General features: G+C 47.2%; 14 protein-coding genes and 1 other annotated feature. Of the genes, 10 read left to right on the top strand and 4 right to left on the bottom strand.

Features of this window, described 5'->3' with window-relative positions:
* The first annotated feature begins 4 nt into the window (after positions 1-4).
* The 4 genes from ADA01nite_RS03305 to ADA01nite_RS03290 all read left to right on the top strand — a co-directional run bounded on the left by ADA01nite_RS03305 (position 5) and on the right by ADA01nite_RS03290 (position 3,770).
* Positions 5-1,096: a bifunctional 3-deoxy-7-phosphoheptulonate synthase/chorismate mutase gene (locus tag ADA01nite_RS03305; RefSeq protein ID WP_146808480.1), complete on the top strand. Its 1,092-nt coding sequence runs from the start codon at positions 5-7 to the stop codon at positions 1,094-1,096.
* 117 nt (positions 1,097-1,213) lie between these two features.
* Complete coding sequence (locus tag ADA01nite_RS03300) at positions 1,214-1,852, top strand: hypothetical protein (protein ID WP_146808479.1); 639 nt, start codon at positions 1,214-1,216, stop codon at positions 1,850-1,852.
* 179 nt (positions 1,853-2,031) lie between these two features.
* Complete coding sequence (gene ccpA, locus ADA01nite_RS03295) at positions 2,032-3,066, top strand: catabolite control protein A (protein ID WP_146808478.1); 1,035 nt, start codon at positions 2,032-2,034, stop codon at positions 3,064-3,066.
* A gap of 11 nt (positions 3,067-3,077) precedes the next feature.
* Positions 3,078-3,770 carry a 5'-methylthioadenosine/adenosylhomocysteine nucleosidase gene (locus ADA01nite_RS03290; protein ID WP_146808477.1) on the top strand — a complete coding sequence of 231 codons (693 nt, stop codon included), beginning with the start codon at positions 3,078-3,080 and terminating at the stop codon, positions 3,768-3,770.
* 69 nt (positions 3,771-3,839) lie between these two features.
* On the opposite strand, the gene ADA01nite_RS03285 is transcribed toward ADA01nite_RS03290, so the two are convergent.
* Positions 3,840-4,997: an acetoin utilization protein AcuC gene (locus ADA01nite_RS03285; RefSeq protein ID WP_146808476.1), complete on the bottom strand. Its 1,158-nt coding sequence runs from the start codon at positions 4,995-4,997 to the stop codon at positions 3,840-3,842.
* Positions 4,994-5,641, bottom strand: coding sequence for a CBS and ACT domain-containing protein (locus ADA01nite_RS03280; RefSeq protein ID WP_146808475.1), 648 nt, complete (start codon positions 5,639-5,641; stop codon positions 4,994-4,996). The genes ADA01nite_RS03285 and ADA01nite_RS03280 overlap by 4 nt, the downstream gene beginning before the upstream one ends.
* Before the next feature lie 469 nt (positions 5,642-6,110).
* Here ADA01nite_RS03280 and acsA point away from each other — a divergent pair, with 469 nt between their 5' ends.
* Complete coding sequence (gene acsA, locus ADA01nite_RS03275) at positions 6,111-7,829, top strand: acetate--CoA ligase (RefSeq protein ID WP_371863531.1); 1,719 nt, start codon at positions 6,111-6,113, stop codon at positions 7,827-7,829.
* A gap of 97 nt (positions 7,830-7,926) precedes the next feature.
* Here the strand turns inward: acsA and ADA01nite_RS03270 are convergent, their stop codons facing one another.
* A complete protein-coding gene (locus ADA01nite_RS03270; protein ID WP_170230132.1) occupies positions 7,927-10,356 on the bottom strand; it encodes a transglycosylase domain-containing protein in 2,430 nt (809 codons plus the stop codon).
* A gap of 118 nt (positions 10,357-10,474) precedes the next feature.
* Positions 10,475-10,718 (top strand) — a binding site (T-box leader).
* Positions 10,719-10,761: 43 nt separating this feature from the next.
* Between ADA01nite_RS03270 and tyrS the strand changes: the two genes are divergently transcribed.
* Positions 10,762-12,024 (top strand): tyrosine--tRNA ligase, encoded by a 1,263-nt coding sequence (gene tyrS / locus ADA01nite_RS03265; protein WP_146808473.1) that lies wholly within the window; start codon positions 10,762-10,764, stop codon positions 12,022-12,024.
* Positions 12,025-12,186: 162 nt separating this feature from the next.
* On the opposite strand, the gene rpsD is transcribed toward tyrS, so the two are convergent.
* Positions 12,187-12,783 (bottom strand): 30S ribosomal protein S4, encoded by a 597-nt coding sequence (gene rpsD / locus ADA01nite_RS03260; protein WP_146808472.1) that lies wholly within the window; start codon positions 12,781-12,783, stop codon positions 12,187-12,189.
* A gap of 624 nt (positions 12,784-13,407) precedes the next feature.
* On the opposite strand from rpsD, the gene ADA01nite_RS03255 reads away from it, so the two are divergent.
* The 4 genes from ADA01nite_RS03255 (at position 13,408) to ADA01nite_RS03240 (ending at position 18,055) form a co-directional block, all read left to right on the top strand.
* Positions 13,408-13,575 carry a pentapeptide repeat-containing protein gene (locus ADA01nite_RS03255; RefSeq protein ID WP_146808471.1) on the top strand — a complete coding sequence of 56 codons (168 nt, stop codon included), beginning with the start codon at positions 13,408-13,410 and terminating at the stop codon, positions 13,573-13,575.
* Positions 13,576-13,741: 166 nt separating this feature from the next.
* Positions 13,742-14,935: a tryptophan synthase subunit beta gene (gene trpB / locus ADA01nite_RS03250; RefSeq protein ID WP_146808498.1), complete on the top strand. Its 1,194-nt coding sequence runs from the start codon at positions 13,742-13,744 to the stop codon at positions 14,933-14,935.
* Between the two features lie 160 nt (positions 14,936-15,095).
* Entirely contained in the window at positions 15,096-15,713 is a 618-nt protein-coding gene (locus ADA01nite_RS03245) for a histidine phosphatase family protein (RefSeq protein WP_146808470.1), read from the top strand.
* A gap of 32 nt (positions 15,714-15,745) precedes the next feature.
* The gene (locus ADA01nite_RS03240; RefSeq protein ID WP_146808469.1) at positions 15,746-18,055 is read left to right on the top strand and encodes a diguanylate cyclase; all 2,310 of its coding nucleotides are present in this window, start codon (positions 15,746-15,748) and stop codon (positions 18,053-18,055) included.
* The last annotated feature ends 62 nt before the right edge of the window (positions 18,056-18,117 follow it).

Here is an 18,117-nt window from a genome sequence, read left to right as displayed (position 1 = left end):
GAAGATGAGCAACGAAAAGTTAGAGCAGCTTCGCAGCGATCTCGACGCAGTCAATTTGCAGATTCTGGAGCTGATTAACAGACGAGCTGAGATGGTGCAGGAAATCGGAAAGATAAAGCTGAAGCAGGGAATTAACCGTTTTGACCCTGAGCGCGAACGTCAGATGTTGAACCTCATTATCGAGAACAACAAAGGTCCGTTCGAGGATGGCACAATCCAGCATCTGTTTAAACAAATCTTCAAGGCCTCTCTTGAACTGCAAAAAGACGACAACAGCAAAGCGTTGCTCGTGAGCCGCAAGAAAAAGCAGGAGGATACCGTTGTCACTCTGGGGACCGCACAGGTCGGTGGCGGAGATCCTGTGCTGGTGGCAGGACCATGTTCGGTAGAATCGTATGAACAGGTACGCCAGGTAGGGGAAGCGCTCAAAGCGAACGGTGTTACGCTGCTGCGCGGCGGTGCGTTTAAACCGCGAACATCTCCTTACGATTTCCAGGGCCTCGGTGAAGAGGGCCTGAAAATTCTGCGGCAGGTTGCCGATGAGTTCGGTCTGAAGGTTGTGAGCGAAATCGTAACCCCGGCCGATATCGAAATGGCAACCCGGTATGTCGATGTCATTCAGATTGGTGCGCGCAATATGCAGAACTTCGAGTTGCTTAAAGCGGCGGGCCGAGTGAAGACGCCGGTGCTGCTCAAGCGTGGATTATCCGCTACGATTGAAGAATTTATTTATGCTGCCGAGTATATCGTATCGGGCGGAAATGATCAGGTTATGCTATGTGAGCGCGGTATTCGCACATACGAGAAAGCGACGCGGAATACGCTCGATATCTCTGCCGTTCCGATATTGAAGCAGGAGACACACCTGCCAGTATTTGTCGATGTAACACATTCTACAGGACGCCGCGACATTCTGTTACCGACAGCGAAGGCTGCTTTAGCTGTAGGTGCGGATGGCGTGATGATCGAAGTGCACCCGGACCCGGATGTTGCGCTTTCTGATGCCAAGCAGCAAATCAATATTCCGCAGTTTAACGAATTCGTCTCTAAACTGCGCGAATCCGGCCTCTATAAACAAAGCGTACCAACATTATAGTAGATAAACAACCGCTGGAGAATTCCAGCGGTTTTTGTGTCCGCATCTTCACACATAAAAAACGCAACAAGCGCGCACCCTAAAAACAACATTCTCTATGAAGACAGGGTGACGCATATGCCGCGACAGCATACACAGCCACAAATCATTTTCATCATGCTTCTTACGATATTGTTTGCCGTTGCCGGGTGCGGCGGACAGAAAATCCAAAGTGAACACGGCAAAACGCCGATCGAAGGTCCGATGTCATTCGAACACAAAATCCCAAAGATAACGACGGCTCAGCGTCAGGAGCTATTGAATGCGATCCGGGAAGCGGAGCAAAAAGTACAGCGCGCGACACAGCGCACAAAGATCGCCTATGTTAAAAATCAGCCGATCCATACGTACCTCGATTTCACAACTAAAAAACAGATGCACGACTACTATGCCCAAAATTGGAGTGAACAGTTGTCCACACAGCTTACGCATGAAACCATCGATTTAAGCTACTCCATACCGGGTCAGGAATTGGCGACGAATCCGACTTTTCGTCAAATTAGTCCGTTATCCATGAAATTGCCGGAAGCGCGCGTCACATCGTACTACAAAAATACGGCGATTGTCGAATATCTGGGTACGATCGAAACAGGACAGAAATATCGCATTCAATACACAATGATGAAAAACAATGAAAATGAACGCTGGATTATTGCGCACAAAGCGATTAGCCGGGGCGCCGTCGGACCGTATATCGGGAATAAAAGAGAGCGGTGACATGTTTGCAGACAAACCTGTTATACGAAAAAGGTTTGTCTGTTTCTATTTTGTATAAAGTTTGTGTGAATCCGATTGCATACATAGAAAATTTATAATATGATAAGTGAAAAATTATGAAAATGAATGAAAACTCAGTAGTACAGTTCATAAAATTATAGCAGTAGGAGGAATTACGATTGCCAGTTACAATTTATGATGTGGCAAGAGAAGCAGGTGTTTCGATGGCAACCGTTTCTCGTGTCGTAAACGGGAACCCGAATGTGAAACCTTCCACAAGGAAGAAAGTGCTTGCGGCGATTGAGCAGTTGGGTTATCGCCCGAACGCAGTGGCGCGGGGCCTTGCGAGCAAGCGGACAACCACGGTTGGTGTGATTATTCCAGACATTGCAAGTCCGTTTTTTGCGGAGCTAGCGCGCGGAATTGATGATATCGCCAGCATGTATAAATATAATATTATTCTGTGCGATTCAGATGAACGGATTGAACGGGAATTGCATTTGACGAACACGCTGTTAGAAAAGCAAGTGGACGGCATTGTATTCATGGGCCGGGAAATTACCGAGAATCATATGCAGGTGTTTACGACTGCGTCCGTGCCAATCGTACTTGCCGGAACAAAAGATCCGACGGGACAACTTCCGTCCGTAGACATCAGCCATTATGAGGCTGGCTATGATGCAACCAAATATTTAATCGAGAAAGGTCATAAGCGCATCGCCATGGTAACCGGACCGCTTATTGATCCGCTGGCAGGCATGCGCCGTTTTGAAGGGTATAAGAGAGCGCTTGATGAGGCAGGACTGTCTTTTAAAGACAGCTATGTGTATAACGGTAATTTCCGCTATGAATCGGGACTGGCAGCAGCGGATCAGTTTATGTCACTGGTCGAGCAGCCGACGGCGATTTTTGCGGCGAGCGACGAGATGGCGGTCGGTGTGATTCATGGAATTCAAGACCGCGGTCTGCGTGTGCCGGAAGATGTAGACGTTATCGGTTTTGATAACATTCGTTTGGCTGAAATGGTACGTCCGCGCCTGACGACGGTAGTACAACCAATGTATGACATCGGGGCTGTAGCGATGCGTCTGCTAACCAAATATATGAACAATGAAAAAGTGGAGAATCATATCGTAATTCTGCCGCACCGTATTGAAGAGCGGCAGTCCACTAAAGCAAGTGCAGAGCGTAAACCGCAGGAAGAAACGGAATAAGGGGAGCAGATATGAGAATCGGAATTATTGGAGCGATGGACGAAGAGATCACGTTGTATAAAGAAGGCATGGATCTTGCGCGTAAGACGCGCAAGATCGGCATTACATACTATGAAGGGCAATGGGAAGGAAAAGAGGTTGTCCTGTGCAAATGCGGTGTCGGCAAAGTAAACGCAAGCGTTTGCACCCAGATTCTTATCGATACCTTTCAGGTAGGTGCCGTTATTTTCACCGGTGTGGCAGGCGCCCTGCACCCGGATTTGGAGATTGGCGATATTGTCGTGGGGACGGATTGTCAGCATCATGATATGGATGTTACGGCGCTTGGTTTCCCGCGTGGAGTTATTCCTTTTACTGATATGTCAGTGTTTCATGCCGATGAGCGGCTGGTCCATGCGGCTGTGCAGGCAAGCGAACAGGTAGCGGAAGGCAAGACGATGACCGGGCGTATTCTCTCAGGCGACCAATTTATCGCCAGCCGTGATACGGTACGGGAATTGTATGAGACGATGGGAGGAATGTGTACGGAGATGGAAGGCGCAGCCGTCGCCCAGGTGTGCGCGATGAATGAAGTGCCGTTTGTTGTCATTCGCTCGATGTCGGATAAGGCAGACGGGTCGGCACACGTGAACTTTCCGGAGTTCACGAAGCTTGCGTCGCAGCGTTCGTATGAAATCGTAAAAAGCATGCTGGCGCATTTGTAGAATACGCAGGCAAAATATAAAGGAGCAGGGGAATGCATGTCCCTGTTCCTTTTTGTATGCGGATAAAAATTATCCCTTTGGACAATATAGAAGTACCTTTTCGATCGTTTTTTTGTTTTTGCTTGTAATTTCTTCGCGGCGTGGAATCGGAGGAAACAGTCCTTCTGGATCAAGAATGGTCGAGGCCAGTTGCACCGGGCTTTCTTCCTGGTATTTTTGAATCCAGGCATTAGGAAGTGGGAGGTTGTCCACAATACGTTGTCCGGATAACTCGGCCCACAGAAGGCTCCAGGCACGTGGTACGACACGCCAGATATCATAGCCGCCGCCCCCGGTCGCAATTAAGCGTCCGTCACATAGCTCGTCCGCCAACTCGCGCGCCAGTTTAGGAATCTCCTGATAAATACGCATCGAAGCAGAGAGATGGGTGAGCGGATCGAATGTGTGCGAATCACACCCGTTTTGCGTTAGAATGACATCCGGCTTAAAACCACGTGCCACGGTAGGCAGGATGCTATAGTAAGCTTCAAGCCAAGAGTCGTCCTCCGTAAACGCATCAAGCGGAACATTAACAGAGAAGCCGTATCCCTGACCGTCACCGCGTTCTGTAATGTTTCCTGTACCTGGAAAAAGATATTTACCTGTCTCATGGAAGGAAAGTGTAAGTACATTCGGATCGTCGTAAAATGCCCACTGCACACCATCGCCATGATGTGCATCCGTATCAATATAGAGAACACGGGCATCATATTCCTTACGCAAATAGGCAATAGCAACCGAACAATCATTATAGATGCAGAAACCGGAAGCCCGGCCGCGGAAGCCGTGGTGCAGCCCGCCAGCCAGATTCACGGCATGGCGGTATTCTCCGGACATGACCAGATCTGCGGCGTGCAGCGTTCCTCCCACAGTTAAGGCCGTAGCTTCATGCATATTAGGAAAGATGGGACAATCTTCCGTTCCTAATCCGAAACTGCTTGCGATGGCAACTTCCCGTTCCGCATGGCCGCACTTTCTGACCACATCAATGTACTGCTGATCATGGACGAGTGCCAGTTCCTCGTCCTTCGCTATGCGGGGCGCTACAATATCGCTATCATCAAGCAGACCCATCATGCGAAGCAAATCCATTGTCATGACGAGTCGCCGTTGGTTAAACGGGTGGTCATCATTAAAGAAGTACTGTAAATATTCGTCGCTATAAATAAAGGCAGTTTTTATCTTCATACTAATCCCTCTGATTCTCTGGGCCATATGATGCGGTAACCGGCCTCTTCAATTTTGGAAACAACGTGGCGCGGGTCGATGGTTTGTACCCTGAACACCAGGTTTTTCTTTCCGAGATGCTGACCGGGCATGACGAGTACGCTGGTGACGTTGCAATTCGCCTCCTTAAAAATGTTTGCGACGTCTGCAAGCAGGCCGGTCCGGTCGTCGACTTCCACTTCGATATGGGAACTTGGGTAGTGGACGCCCATTAATTCAACAAGTGTATGTAGAATGTCGGTTTCTGTAATAATACCTTTCAGTTCGTCATCAACAACAACAGGAAGACAACCGATACGGTTATCATACAACGCAAGAGCGGCTTCTTCCACAAAATCAAGCGGATGAGCACAAATGACGTCCTTGCGCATGATAGAAGACACGGGGGTACTCAGGATTTGTTCATCGTCTGCATGAGGCGCGTTGATAGTGGAAGGGCATGCGTCCCGCACGTCCCGATCAGATATGATTCCTACCAGTTTTCCTTGCACAACAACCGGCAGATGGCGAATCCGGTATTGCTGAACTTTCAAAAGCGCGAGCCGGATTGAATCCGTAGGCCCGACGGTGACAACATTTCGCTTCATAATATCTTCCACAAGCATCGTGCATTTCCCCCTAATTCTTCCCTATTTTATCTATCATTTTATTCCATTTATTTGTCTAATAGTAAAGAATTTTTTAACACATAAATCGATTTTGAAAATGGATGCGATCGAATGCCTGAGCAGATGCAAGCGGCACGCATTTACCGATACGATTCGGCTGAACCGGGCCTTCAATCTGCAGAATACATGCTGGCTTTTCTATTTCCTGATGATACAGCGTTTTTTATGGTTCACTCTTTTCACATCTTACCATGTTGTATCATTTTTCTCTTTTGCAAAAATTATCCTATATTTTCTGTTAAGTTGCCAACAATAAATTTGAAAAACATGTGAACGATTATAATTGATAAAATAACAGATTATTTGATATAATCAAAACTGAGAAAGGGTTTTCAAAACTAAAAAAGAATTACAGTAGTTAGGACCAATTAAAATTAGTGGGAGAGGAGCTATCGTTATGAAAGAAATGATGGACAAGAAAGTACTTCCGGTTGTAGGGAGCGGCTATAATATGCCTTCTTATGAAGAAGCATATAATAACTTTAACTGGGAGGACGTAGAGAAGCAATTTACCTGGTATAAGACAGGCAAGGTCAATATGGCTCACGAAGCAATTGATCGGCACGTAGGCACCTCTCGCGAAAATAAAATAGCGCTTTATTACAGCAGTGCAACACGCGATGAAAAATATACGTTTGCAGAAATGAAAACGCTATCTGATAAATTTGGTAATGTACTGCGTAAGCTGGGAATTGCAAAAGGTGACCGCGTATTTATTTTTATGCCGCGCTCACCTGAGCTTTATGTAAGTCTTCTTGGGACGATTAAAGTGGGTGCTATCGTAGGACCGTTGTTTGAAGCATTCATGGAGGGGGCTGTGCGTGACCGTTTGGAAGATAGCGAAGCGGTAGCTATTGTTACGACACCGGACCTTCTGCCACGGGTACCGGTTGGAGAGCTGCCGGCCCTGAAATACGTGATTCTTGTCGGCGGCGACGGCAACCTGAAAGAAGGTCAGATAAGCTACGAGAAAGAAATGGAACAAGCGTCTGCCGATTTCGAAATCGAGTGGGTAGATCGTGAAGATGGACTTATTCTTCACTATACATCAGGTTCAACAGGAAAGCCGAAAGGAGTCTTCCATGTTCATAACGCGATGATTCAGCACTATCAGACAGCTAAGTGGGTGCTGGATTTACAAGAAGATGATGTCTACTGGTGCACGGCTGACCCGGGCTGGGTAACAGGCACGGCGTATGGCATCTTCGGTCCGTGGTTGAATGGAGCAACCAACGTAGTTCGCGGCGGCCGTTTCAGCCCGCAGGACTGGTATTCCACGGTAGAGAAATATAAAGTAACAGTCTGGTACAGTGCGCCAACTTCATTCCGCATGTTAATGGGTGCGGGAGATGAAGTGGTGAAGCGATATGATTTGTCCAGCCTTCGTCACGTATTGAGTGTAGGTGAGCCGCTGAATCCGGAAGTTGTATACTGGGGAATGAAAGTATTTAACAAGCGGATTCATGATACGTGGTGGATGACGGAGACAGGCGGTCAGCTGATTTGTAACTATCCGAGCATGCCGATCAAACCGGGATCGATGGGAAAACCGTTCCCTGGCATTGTTGCGGCCATTCTCGATGATGAAGGAAACGAGCTGCCGCCGAATCGAATGGGGAATCTGGCTATTAAGGTAGGCTGGCCTTCCATGATGCGCAAAATTTGGAACAACCCGGCCAAGTACGAGGAGTATTTCCGCTTCGAAGGCTGGTATGTGTCCGGAGACTCCGCCTATGTGGATGAAGAAGGCTACTTCTGGTTCCAGGGGCGTGTAGATGATGTGATTATGACGGCAGGAGAGCGGGTTGGTCCGTTCGAGGTTGAGAGCAAATTAGTCGAGCATCCAGCGGTAGCCGAAGCCGGTGTTATCGGTAAACCGGACCCGGTACGTGGTGAAATTATTAAAGCGTTTATCGCGCTCCGCGATGGATATGAGGCTTCGGATGAATTGCTCGAAGAGATTCGTAAGTTTGTAAAAGAGGGATTTGCTGCACATGCAGCGCCCCGTGAGATTGAAGTTCGCGACAAACTGCCGAAAACACGATCCGGTAAGATTATGCGCCGTGTCCTGAAAGCATGGGAGTTGGGCCTGCCGACTGGTGACCTTTCTACGATGGAAGACTAAGAAGAAAGAACGGGAAGGGAAAGAAGGTAAGATTTCCTTGGATCTTCTTTTCTCTTCCTTTTTTTATTTCAGGATTTTCACAAAAAAAGGAGAGGGGCTACCCCTCTCCTTTTTTAGCGTCCGTTTTATTTGTCGTTTTATCTGATTTTTTCTCTGATGTATTATTCGATTGTCCGTCGGAAGGCCTGGTTTGTTTTTTCGATGACGTTTCCGCGGCTTCTTTTTTGCCATCCGTAGAACCCTGTTGTTCTTCGTCTTGCTTCTGATCACCTTGTTCTTTCTGATTACCATTAGAAGTACCGTCGTTTTGATCGGTCTGCTTATTTTCACCGTCTGTCGGTTGGGAACCGGCAGGCTGCTCAGTTTGCTTGTTTTCGTTTTCCGTTTTCTTTTGTTCTTCTGCTTTCTTCTCTTCTTCCGTTTTTCCGCCGTAAGAAGCTGGATTCTTAGATGTGGCCAGGTTAGCGTTATAGATGGCCGCCATTGAGGTGCCTGGCGGACGCTTCATATAGTTACCAGCAGGCGAGAGATTCGGATCGATTTCGAGCGCAGAAGTGAAAATTTTCCCCCATATCCTTAATACATCATCGCGGTGCCTTCCTTGAAGGCTATATTTCATATCATACCCGGTCCATACGCCAAGCGAGATATCGGGCGTATAGCCGATAAACCATCTGTCACGGTACTCCTGGCTCGTGCCCGTTTTACCCGCAACATCACGACCCATGCGATAGCGTGCTATCTGTCTGCCTGTTCCATACTCAATAACATCGCGCATCATATCGGTCATCATCCACGAGGTCTGCGGTGAGAAAACGCGGACCGGTTTTGGCTTATGCTGATATACCGTTTCCCCTTCACTGTCCACAATACGCTCAATCATGTAGGCATCGACAAAATTACCGCCGTTTGGAAACGTAGCGTAAGCATTGGTCATTTCTTCAACGGAAATTCCTTTTGTGAAGCCGCCAAGTGCTGTAGACAGGTAATAATCGTCTTTCACAATAGAGGTAACGCCCATTTTTTTAACATAATTGAGTGATTTCTCTACCCCGGTTTCGAAATATACCTTCACCGCCGGAATGTTTTGCGAGCGCGCAAGCGCCTGACGGACGGTCATCGGTCCTTTGAAGCTTTCGCCATAATTGCTTGGTTTATAGCCGCGGAATTCGGTCTCTTCGTCTACTACGATCGAGTTTGGTGAAATAATGCCTTCCTCAATGGCAGGCGCGTATACTCCAATGGATTTAATGGTTGAGCCGGGTTGACGGGGCGATGTCGCAAAGTTTGTCTTTTCAATGCCGTTATCCCGACCTTCAATCATGCCGATGATAGCACCTGTCTTGTTATCGAGCAGGACGGCAGCGACCTGTTGCGGCATTTTTTTGTCTCCGATCGGATTCCGATCCGGACCGAAGTTGTTCGGATCCTTTGCGATCGCATGCATTTTGTCATAAATTTTTTGGTCGATAGTTGTATAGATATGGTAACCGCCCTGGCGTACGGCCATTCGTTTTTCTTCCAGGAGTTTGGAGTAAGGCTCGTTTTTCAACTCCGGATTTTTCTCGAAATCTTGATCCAGCAAAATTTTAGCTGCCCGCTCTTCGATTTCTATCATCAAATAAGGATATCTTTCGATTGCCGGTTTAGGCGGATTTGTTAGCAGGTGAGCCTTGATATCATAGGCGAGTGCTTCATCATATTGTTGTTTAGTGATTTTCCCGTTTTCCAGCATTCTGCTGAGTACGAGTTTTTGTCGTTCTTTGCCAAGTTTCAATCCTTTTTCCTTGAACGGAATATACGAATACGGTGCCTGGAGCATACCTGCCAGGTATGCAGATTGGGCGATGTTTAAATCTTTGGCGTCCACGCCGAAAATTCCCTTGGCAGCAGCCTGTACCCCGTACAAGTTAGTACGATTGGCGTTTTGGCCAAAATACATTTTGTTAATGTAAGCATCAAGAATTTGTTCTTTGCTAAACATCCGTTCCATACGGAGGGCAAGGAAGATTTCCTTGAATTTTCTTTCCGGTGTTACCTTCGGAGAGAGGATGGTTTGCTTAATTAATTGCTGTGTAAGCGTACTTCCTCCCGTCTGGACCGGTGAATTCGTAATTTGTTGAAGAGCGGCACGAGCGATAGCTGAAGGCACGATACCATTATGTTCATAGAAATATTTATCTTCGGTCGCGATAATGGCATCAATCAAATGAGGCGAAACTTCTTTATGCGATACGAGACGTCTGTCTTCGGCTGTAATGAGCTGTCCAATCATCTTTTTGTCTCTGAAATAGGCAAATCCGGTCAGGTTGTTGGCGGAGATTTTTTGATAAATCTCATTATAGCTGCGAACCGGGTCCGATTTGACAAGAGAAGCCACATAGCCGGCGGCGGTACCGCCCGCGAACAATACGCCCATAAAGAATAAAATAGCTGAGACCTGGAAAACAATGAGAAGAGTATGCCAGAAGCTCTTTTTTCGTCTCGGCCTGTCCGGCGTATTCACGGAACCGTTTTGTTTTTCCATATTACTCCCCCTTACAAATAACAGCAACATTATATCATAAAGACGGTCCAAGAGGATAAATGTTGCATCTTTACGCTATTTTTAGTTATTATGAGAATAACGTCAAAACAATATCATTGTATTCGCAATGAACGCGTATCAGTAGTGGCTTGAGTCCCGGAAGCGGCAGAGAGTCGGTGGGAGGTGCAAACCGGCCCGGCCAGGCGGCGAAGTACAGCGCGGGAGCGAATTCTGCGCCGCATTATCTCTTTCTGCGGAGCGGACGGCTTATGATGATTATGTACAAATAGGCCGTTATCCTTGTGAGCGAAGGACTTCTGTCCTTAAGTAAGGGTGGTACCGCGAATAAACTCGTCCCTTTGTGGGGCGGGTTTTTTATTTTTTTAGAAAACGGAGGTAGCCAAAATGAGTGAACAAAGCAAAGTCAGTCTGACGGAAGAACAGATTTGTGAGGTTGAGCGGCAAATGAATATCATTCGCCGCGGGGTGGCGGAAATTATACCGGAAGAAGAAATGCGGAAAAAAATCGAGCGTTCAGTCGTGACGGGTAAGCCGCTGAAAGTAAAGCTGGGATTGGACCCGTCCGCACCGGATATCCATGTGGGCCATACGGTCGTACTGCATAAACTGCGCCAATTCCAGGAACTGGGGCATACCGTGCAGCTTGTCATCGGCGATTTTACCGGCCGTATCGGCGACCCTACGGGCAAATCGGAGACGCGGAAACAGTTGACTGAAGAACAAGTGAAAACGAATGCGGCTACATATGTAGAGCAGTTCGCGAAAATTCTCGACGCAGATAAGATTGAAGTCAATTACAATAGCACATGGCTTGCACCGATGAATTTTGCTGATGTGGTTGGACTGGCGGCCAAAGTGACCGTAGCGCGGATGCTGGAGCGCGACGATTTCGAGAAACGCTATACCAACAACCAGCCAATCAGTATCCATGAGTTTTTCTATCCGTTAATGCAGGGATATGATTCGGTGGCGCTGGAAAGTGACGTGGAACTTGGCGGAACGGATCAGAAGTTCAACCTGTTGATGGGACGCCAACTGCAGAAAGAATACGGACAGGAGCAGCAGTGTGCTCTGACGATGCCGATTATCGAAGGCCTGGACGGCGTTCAGAAAATGAGCAAAAGCCTGGGCAATTATATCGGCATCAGTGAGCCGCCAAACGAAATCTACGGCAAAGCGATGTCCATTCCGGACGAATTGATGATCAAATATTATGAACTTGCTACAGACATCTCAATGGAGGAATTAGAAAGTTTGAAAAAAGGGCTCGAAGACGGCTCCGTTCATCCGCGCGACGCCAAGATGCGCCTGGCCCGAACGTTTGTACGGATGTACTGGGGTGAGGATGCCGCAAATGATGCGGAAAATCATTTCAAGACGGTGTTCCAACAGCGTGCGCTTCCGACCGATATACCGGAGAAAGAAGTTCCGGCAGGCGAGCTCGAAGACGGCAGGATTTGGGTCGTAAAACTTCTATCCACTCTCGGACTCGTTCCATCTAATGGCGAAGCGCGCCGCATGGTCCAACAGGGCGCCGTCAAAATTAATGAAGAAAAAGTAGGCTCCGTAGACGATCACATCGCAGTCGAGGAAGGCATGATCGTCCAGGTCGGTAAACGCAAATTCGCGAAGATAACATTAAAATAAAACAAAACATAAGAGCAAGAGGGGAAAGGGTTGCACTCAATAGGGTGGAAAAAGAAAGGCTGCATCTTAGCAACCCTGTCTCTCTTTCTTATATACCTGTCATTAGTCAAATAAAAAACCCATCGGTATAACACCGATGGGTTCTGTGCGTGCTCTTCCCGATTAACGAGAGTAGAACTCGACGATAAGTTTTTCGTTGATTTCAACCGGCAGTTCTTCACGGTCCGGAAGACGGGTATACGTACCTTCCAGTTTCGCATCGTCAAAGCTCAGGTAGTTCGGCAGGTATGAGCGAGCTTCCAGAGAGTCTTTCACGATTTGCAGGTTGCGGCTCTTTTCGCGAAGGCCGATAACATCGCCCGGTTTTACGCGGTAAGAAGGGATGTTCACTTTCTTGCCGTTTACCGTGATGTGACCGTGAGTTGTCAGCTGACGGGCAGCCGGACGAGTCGGTGCGAAACCAAGACGGTACACCAGGTTATCCAGACGGGATTCGAGCAATTTCATGAAGTTTTCACCGACAACGCCGGACATTTTGCTGGCTTCGTCGAACGTTTTGCGGAATTGTTTTTCCATCATACCGTACATATGACGAAGTTTTTGCTTTTCAGTCAACTGAATTGCATACTCGCTCATTTTGCGGCGAGCATGTCCATGTTGTCCCGGCGGGAAGTTGCGTTTGATGTCTTTTCCAGTTCCGTCCAGGGAGATACCCAGACGACGAGCCAGTTTGTGGCGAGGGCCAGTATAACGTGCCATAACTATTCGTTCCCCTTTACAGTAAGATTAATTAGGTGTTTACTTCCGCCTGGCTAGTTCCTTACTTTGCTACATGCTCTTCGGACGGTAGCGTTTCCGCCGCATGCTCCGTTAAGGGACAGGCAGCCGCAGCCCTTAAGGGAGGAAGCTAATGACGTGACCAGACGTTTTTACCTAAAATCATTGCTACCCTGTGTAAAGCACATAAATAATATTATATCCGCTTATGGATGAAAGTCAACTTTTTTCTGTGAAAATCATGAAGAAAACAGGAGAAGAGGGAGGAAAAAAGATCTAAGGAAGAAAAAGGCGTTCGCCTTTTTCTTCATTGAGATCCTCCCCTCATTCTTTCCTCTCTTTTCCTTCGTACCCCAAAAGTCAGCCTCTTTTCCATGATTTTCATGTCGGAGTTGCGGCTGAGATGCCATGGTGGTTTTCTATTGCATACTTCACAGCTACACCCGTTGGTAGCACACAAGCTTCTACAGCAGTAAGTCAATCAGCTATCTACGATAATGGAAAATGGACATACAGTAATTAATAATTCGTAATAAAAGTAACCAGCTTCTACTGATATAATGAGTAGGAGCTGACTTTTGTTTTTTATGACAAAGAAGGGATGGTATGGAACGCTTAAACAAAGAGACGCTACTTCAAATTCTCCGCAAAGAAAAGTTTCTCTACGAGGTGAATCTTGAAGGGCTTGATTTGTCAACCGCTGACTTTACGGGTGTCGATATCGAAGGTGCAAACTTACATGGAACAGGCGCAAAAATTGAATACGATGGGTGAAAAATCTTTCTGTATTCAACGACATGTATGCCTTCTTTCTTAAAGAAATAAAATAGAAAATTCTAAAAAGAAACGGATGAAAAACAGATATAGATATAGTACAATATCAAACAAAGCAGGTGTGACAGAAAATAAAAAAAGCGAAGTCGAGAGGAGCCAGAGAATGATGAGCAAAGTGGAAACAAAAAAAGGATATTTCGGAGAATTCGGCGGAAGCTTCGTACCGGAGCCGCTGCAGGCGGCCCTTGACCACCTGGAGAAGGCGTTTGAACAATACAAAGACGAGTCTGAGTTTAACGAAGAGCTGGAATACTATCTGAAGGAATATGTGGGACGCCCCAATCCCCTTTATTTCGCGCAGCGTCTGACCGAGAAGTTGGGCGGAGCGAAGATTTATTTAAAGCGTGAAGATTTGAACCATACGGGTGCCCATAAAATCAATAACGTAATGGGACAGGTGCTGCTTGCTAAACGGATGGGGGCAAAACGTGTCATTGCCGAGACAGGTGCAGGTCAGCACGGTGTAGCAACCGCCACGGCATGTGCGATGTTTGGCATGGAGTGCGTGATTTATATGGGGGAAGAAGATACCCGCCGGCAGGCGCTGAACGTATTTCGGATGGAACTTCTCGGCGCGAAAGTCGTGGCGGTGAAAGACGGTGCACGCACGTTGAAGGAAGCGGTGGACGCTGCGCTGATGGATTACGCTGAGAACTACGAAAATACATTCTATCTGCTTGGCTCGGCGGTTGGGCCGCATCCGTATCCAACGATTGTACGCCATTTCCAATCCGTTATCGGTCGCGAAGCACGCGCTCAGCATCTGGAAAAAGAAGGGCGGCTGCCGGACTATATTGTCGCCTGCGTTGGCGGGGGAAGTAACGCCATTGGTTTGTTTGCGCCGTTTTTTGATGATAAGGAAGTGGGCATTATCGGTGTGGAGCCGGGCGGCAGAGGACTCGCTACAGGACAGCACGCAGCGCCGCTTACGGCAGGAGAGCCCGGTATTATTCATGGCTTCAAATGTTACATGATGAAAGACGAAGACGGAGAGCCGGCCTCTACCCATTCGGTTGCTGCCGGCCTGGACTATCCGGGTGTCGGACCTGAGCACAGCTACTACAAAGCGATCGGCCGCGCCGAATATGTGGCTATTGATGATGAGGAAGCGCTGGAGGCGTTCCATGCGTTGTCGCGAACAGAAGGGATCATCCCGGCAATCGAGAGTTCCCATGCCGTAGCCTATGCCATGAAGTTGGCTCCAACTTTATCTGCGGATCAATCCATTATTGTAAATCTGTCCGGACGTGGAGACAAAGACGTACAGCAAGTATTCGATATGATGCATAATAAGAAATAAGCCAGATAGAGAAGAGAAGGCCTGAACAAAGCGTATCAGGCCTTCTTTTCGTTACAAAAAAATGAAAGTAAGATGATTAATGGAAAACTATAGAAATAATGCGTGAAACATTGTTTGATATTTCGTATAATTATAGTAGTAGATGTTAAAGTAGGGAAGGGTGGAGTCTTCTATTATTACTACAAAGCATGTGTATCTGGTACGTCATGGAGAAACGGATTGGAATGCACAACGTTTGATTCAGGGACATAGCGATATTCCGTTGAACGAACGGGGGAGGGAGCAGGCAAGGAGACTGGCCGCACGTCTAAAGAATTTTCCGATTACACAGGTGTGCTCCAGCGATTTGCAGCGTGCTTTCTATACGGCATCCGCTGTGGCGGAGTTGCTCGGACTTTCCGTCTGTTGTCATACGGAACTCAGGGAGCGAAACTATGGTGATTTGGAAGGTAAAGATTATCGCACGATTCGCGAACAATTTCCTGACTTTGATCCGTGGACGGATACCGAGAGCAAATACAATGTAGAGACGTTTCCGGCAATGCAGCAGCGCGGCATCGCTTGCCTGACTAATATTTTGCAGGAAAGTGACGCTGAGCATATTCTGGTGGTTAGTCATGGCGGGTTAATTAACGCCATGCTTCATCATATGAGCGAGGGGCTGCACGGTACGGGAAAAACGAAGTTGGTCAATACTTCACTTAATCACATTCAATATGATAACGAAACATGGATGGTTCATACGGTTAATGACGGGACCCATCTGGACGAAGAGTAAGAGAGCGGTAAAGAGAGAAAGAAGGCGGAGTTGTGAACAATCATATGATCAACCAGAAACCGGAAGAGATCGTATTTCGCGATTTGTATTCGGCTCAGTTGGCGAATGTATTTCAAAAAAGTCTCCGGTTTATCTCGTTTCCTTCCTTTTTGATAGAAAGGGGATGGCTGTTTGTATCTGATCAATCCGGACGTGTGCTCGCTTCCAAAAAATTCGGAAGCCCTGTATTTGGCATGCAATCTTCTTACCCGCTTCAAGGCGAGGAAGAATGGAGTCAGGTCCATGAGGAAACAGGCAGTCGAACGGTGTGTTTTCCTGTTCTGAGAAATGTCTGGTTTCCGGGATACATAGGAATGGTTCTCCCTCTTTCGGTTGAAGAGAAGCATGCGATTACTTTTTTGCAAGGATTTTCTGGTGTATTCCGCCTGACGCAGGAGCAGTATATCACGGGAGAAATAGCCTCATGTATTCAGACAGTCAATCAAGATATGTATTTGGATAGCGTGATGCAGACGATTGTCCAACATGTAGCTTCCAATATGACGCTTACTGATTGTGTGGCAGTCGTTTTCGATGAGGAACAGGATGGCATGCTTCCACGCTGGTCTTCCAGTGATCGAAAATTGCTGCAGTGGCAGTCGGAAGTTCTTCATAGTCCCAGAAAGGTATATGAGAACATCGTCTCGAATTTCTCCTCGGAACGCAGAGTTTTGCATAATGAAAATACGAATATTCGAGAGTTGTTAGGGCTTGAAAAAGATTTTAAAGAAAGGTGTCTCATCTCTCCGTTTCGTTATAAAGACAAAATTATCGGATTTCTGGCGGCCTTACGCAATGCGAGCCATCCGTTCACTTCCCAGGAGCAAAACTTTATATACCGGTTCACCAAAGATTTAAGTCTGGTTGTCTATAATTCTATCATCTACATGCGTGCACAGCGCGACGAGCAGAAGCAGGCGATGCTTTTTGAAATTACAAAGAAGTTTCATTCTTCCATCAACGTAGATGATGTACTGGGAGCTGTTATTGAGAATACCAAAAAGCTCTATCCGGAGATGGAGGTAGATTTGTGGCTGTCACATGACTCTTTCTCTACCACGCTTCCAGTCAAGCAGTTTTCCTTTTCGAGCGACGGTAACAATGTGAGTGCTCAGGCATTTATGGAAGCCCGTACGGTTATGGTGCGTTCAGAAGGAACCCGCAGTTTAACGTTGGCCGCGCCGCTTCGCGGCAAGCAGGGCGTATATGGTGTACTTGAGCTATACAGCGATAAACCGATTTCGCTGCCGTCCCGTGAGGTGGAATATATTACGATGCTGGCCGATACAGCAGGCAATGCGTTCGAGAATGCGCAGTTATATGAACAATCCCGTCGTCTGATTAAAGAGTTGCTGCTCATTGATGAGATGACGCGGCAGTTGAACAAAAATATTAAGCTGCATGATTTGTTGGCGTTTATTACTCGCAAGTTGACCGAAACATTCCGGACGGAGCATTGCTGTATTTTTTCCTGGTCTGATGACGAGAATGCATTTGTGATGCGCGCCTCCACCCAAAAGGAAACGAAGGAGTTTGTGCTGCCGATACCTAAAACGGGTAAACTGCATGATTTGTTCGTTAAGAAAGAGTCACTTCTGCTGGCGGACGCTACCGAGACGGAAGTCGTACTTCCCTCTTTTTCGTATAAATCACTAATGGCAGTGCCGTTTATGGAGAAGGAAGAAGTGACAGGTGCCATCATGCTTATGGATTCCAAGCCGAATCGGTATACGTTTGATGACTTTAAGCGTCTGGAGATGCTGACTCGCCATGTAAAAGTAGCGATTACCAATGCTTCACTGCATGCCGAAGTAGAACGTATGGTGGTTACGGACAATCTGACGGGGCTGTATAACCGGAAGTATCTGTATGACAGCATTCGGTTTTCTCAGAGCCGGGATGTTTGCGGCTCGCTCATTTTAATCGATGTAGATCATTTCAAAAATATTAATGATACGTACGGCCATCAGATAGGGGACGAGATTCTTGTTCAGGTAGCAGATCAACTAACGGCATCCATTCGTACCTCCGATATTGCCGCCCGTTGGGGAGGCGAAGAGATGGCTGTCTATCTTCCAAAGGTGCAGAAAGAAATTGCCCATCAGGTAGCAGAGCGTCTCCGGTTGAATATTATGCGCATCACGCGGCCAACCGTGACCATTTCGGGCGGGGTTGCGACATGGACAAAAGAAAATGGGATTTTAGATGTTCAACAATTGTTCCAGCGAGCGGATGAAGCGCTATACCAGGCCAAACGCGCCGGACGTAACCAGGTATGTGTAGCTGAAGCTGAGCTTGCATAGCGATAATATGGAAAGAGGGCTTCGGAAAACGGAGCTTCTTTCTTTTATTTTCTGTGAAAATC

Source organism: Aneurinibacillus danicus (genome assembly GCF_007991215.1).
In the GTDB taxonomy this organism is placed as follows: domain Bacteria; phylum Bacillota; class Bacilli; order Aneurinibacillales; family Aneurinibacillaceae; genus Aneurinibacillus; species Aneurinibacillus danicus.
Note: the sequence above shows the minus strand (reverse complement) of the source record. Positions and strands in the feature narration are given on the sequence as shown.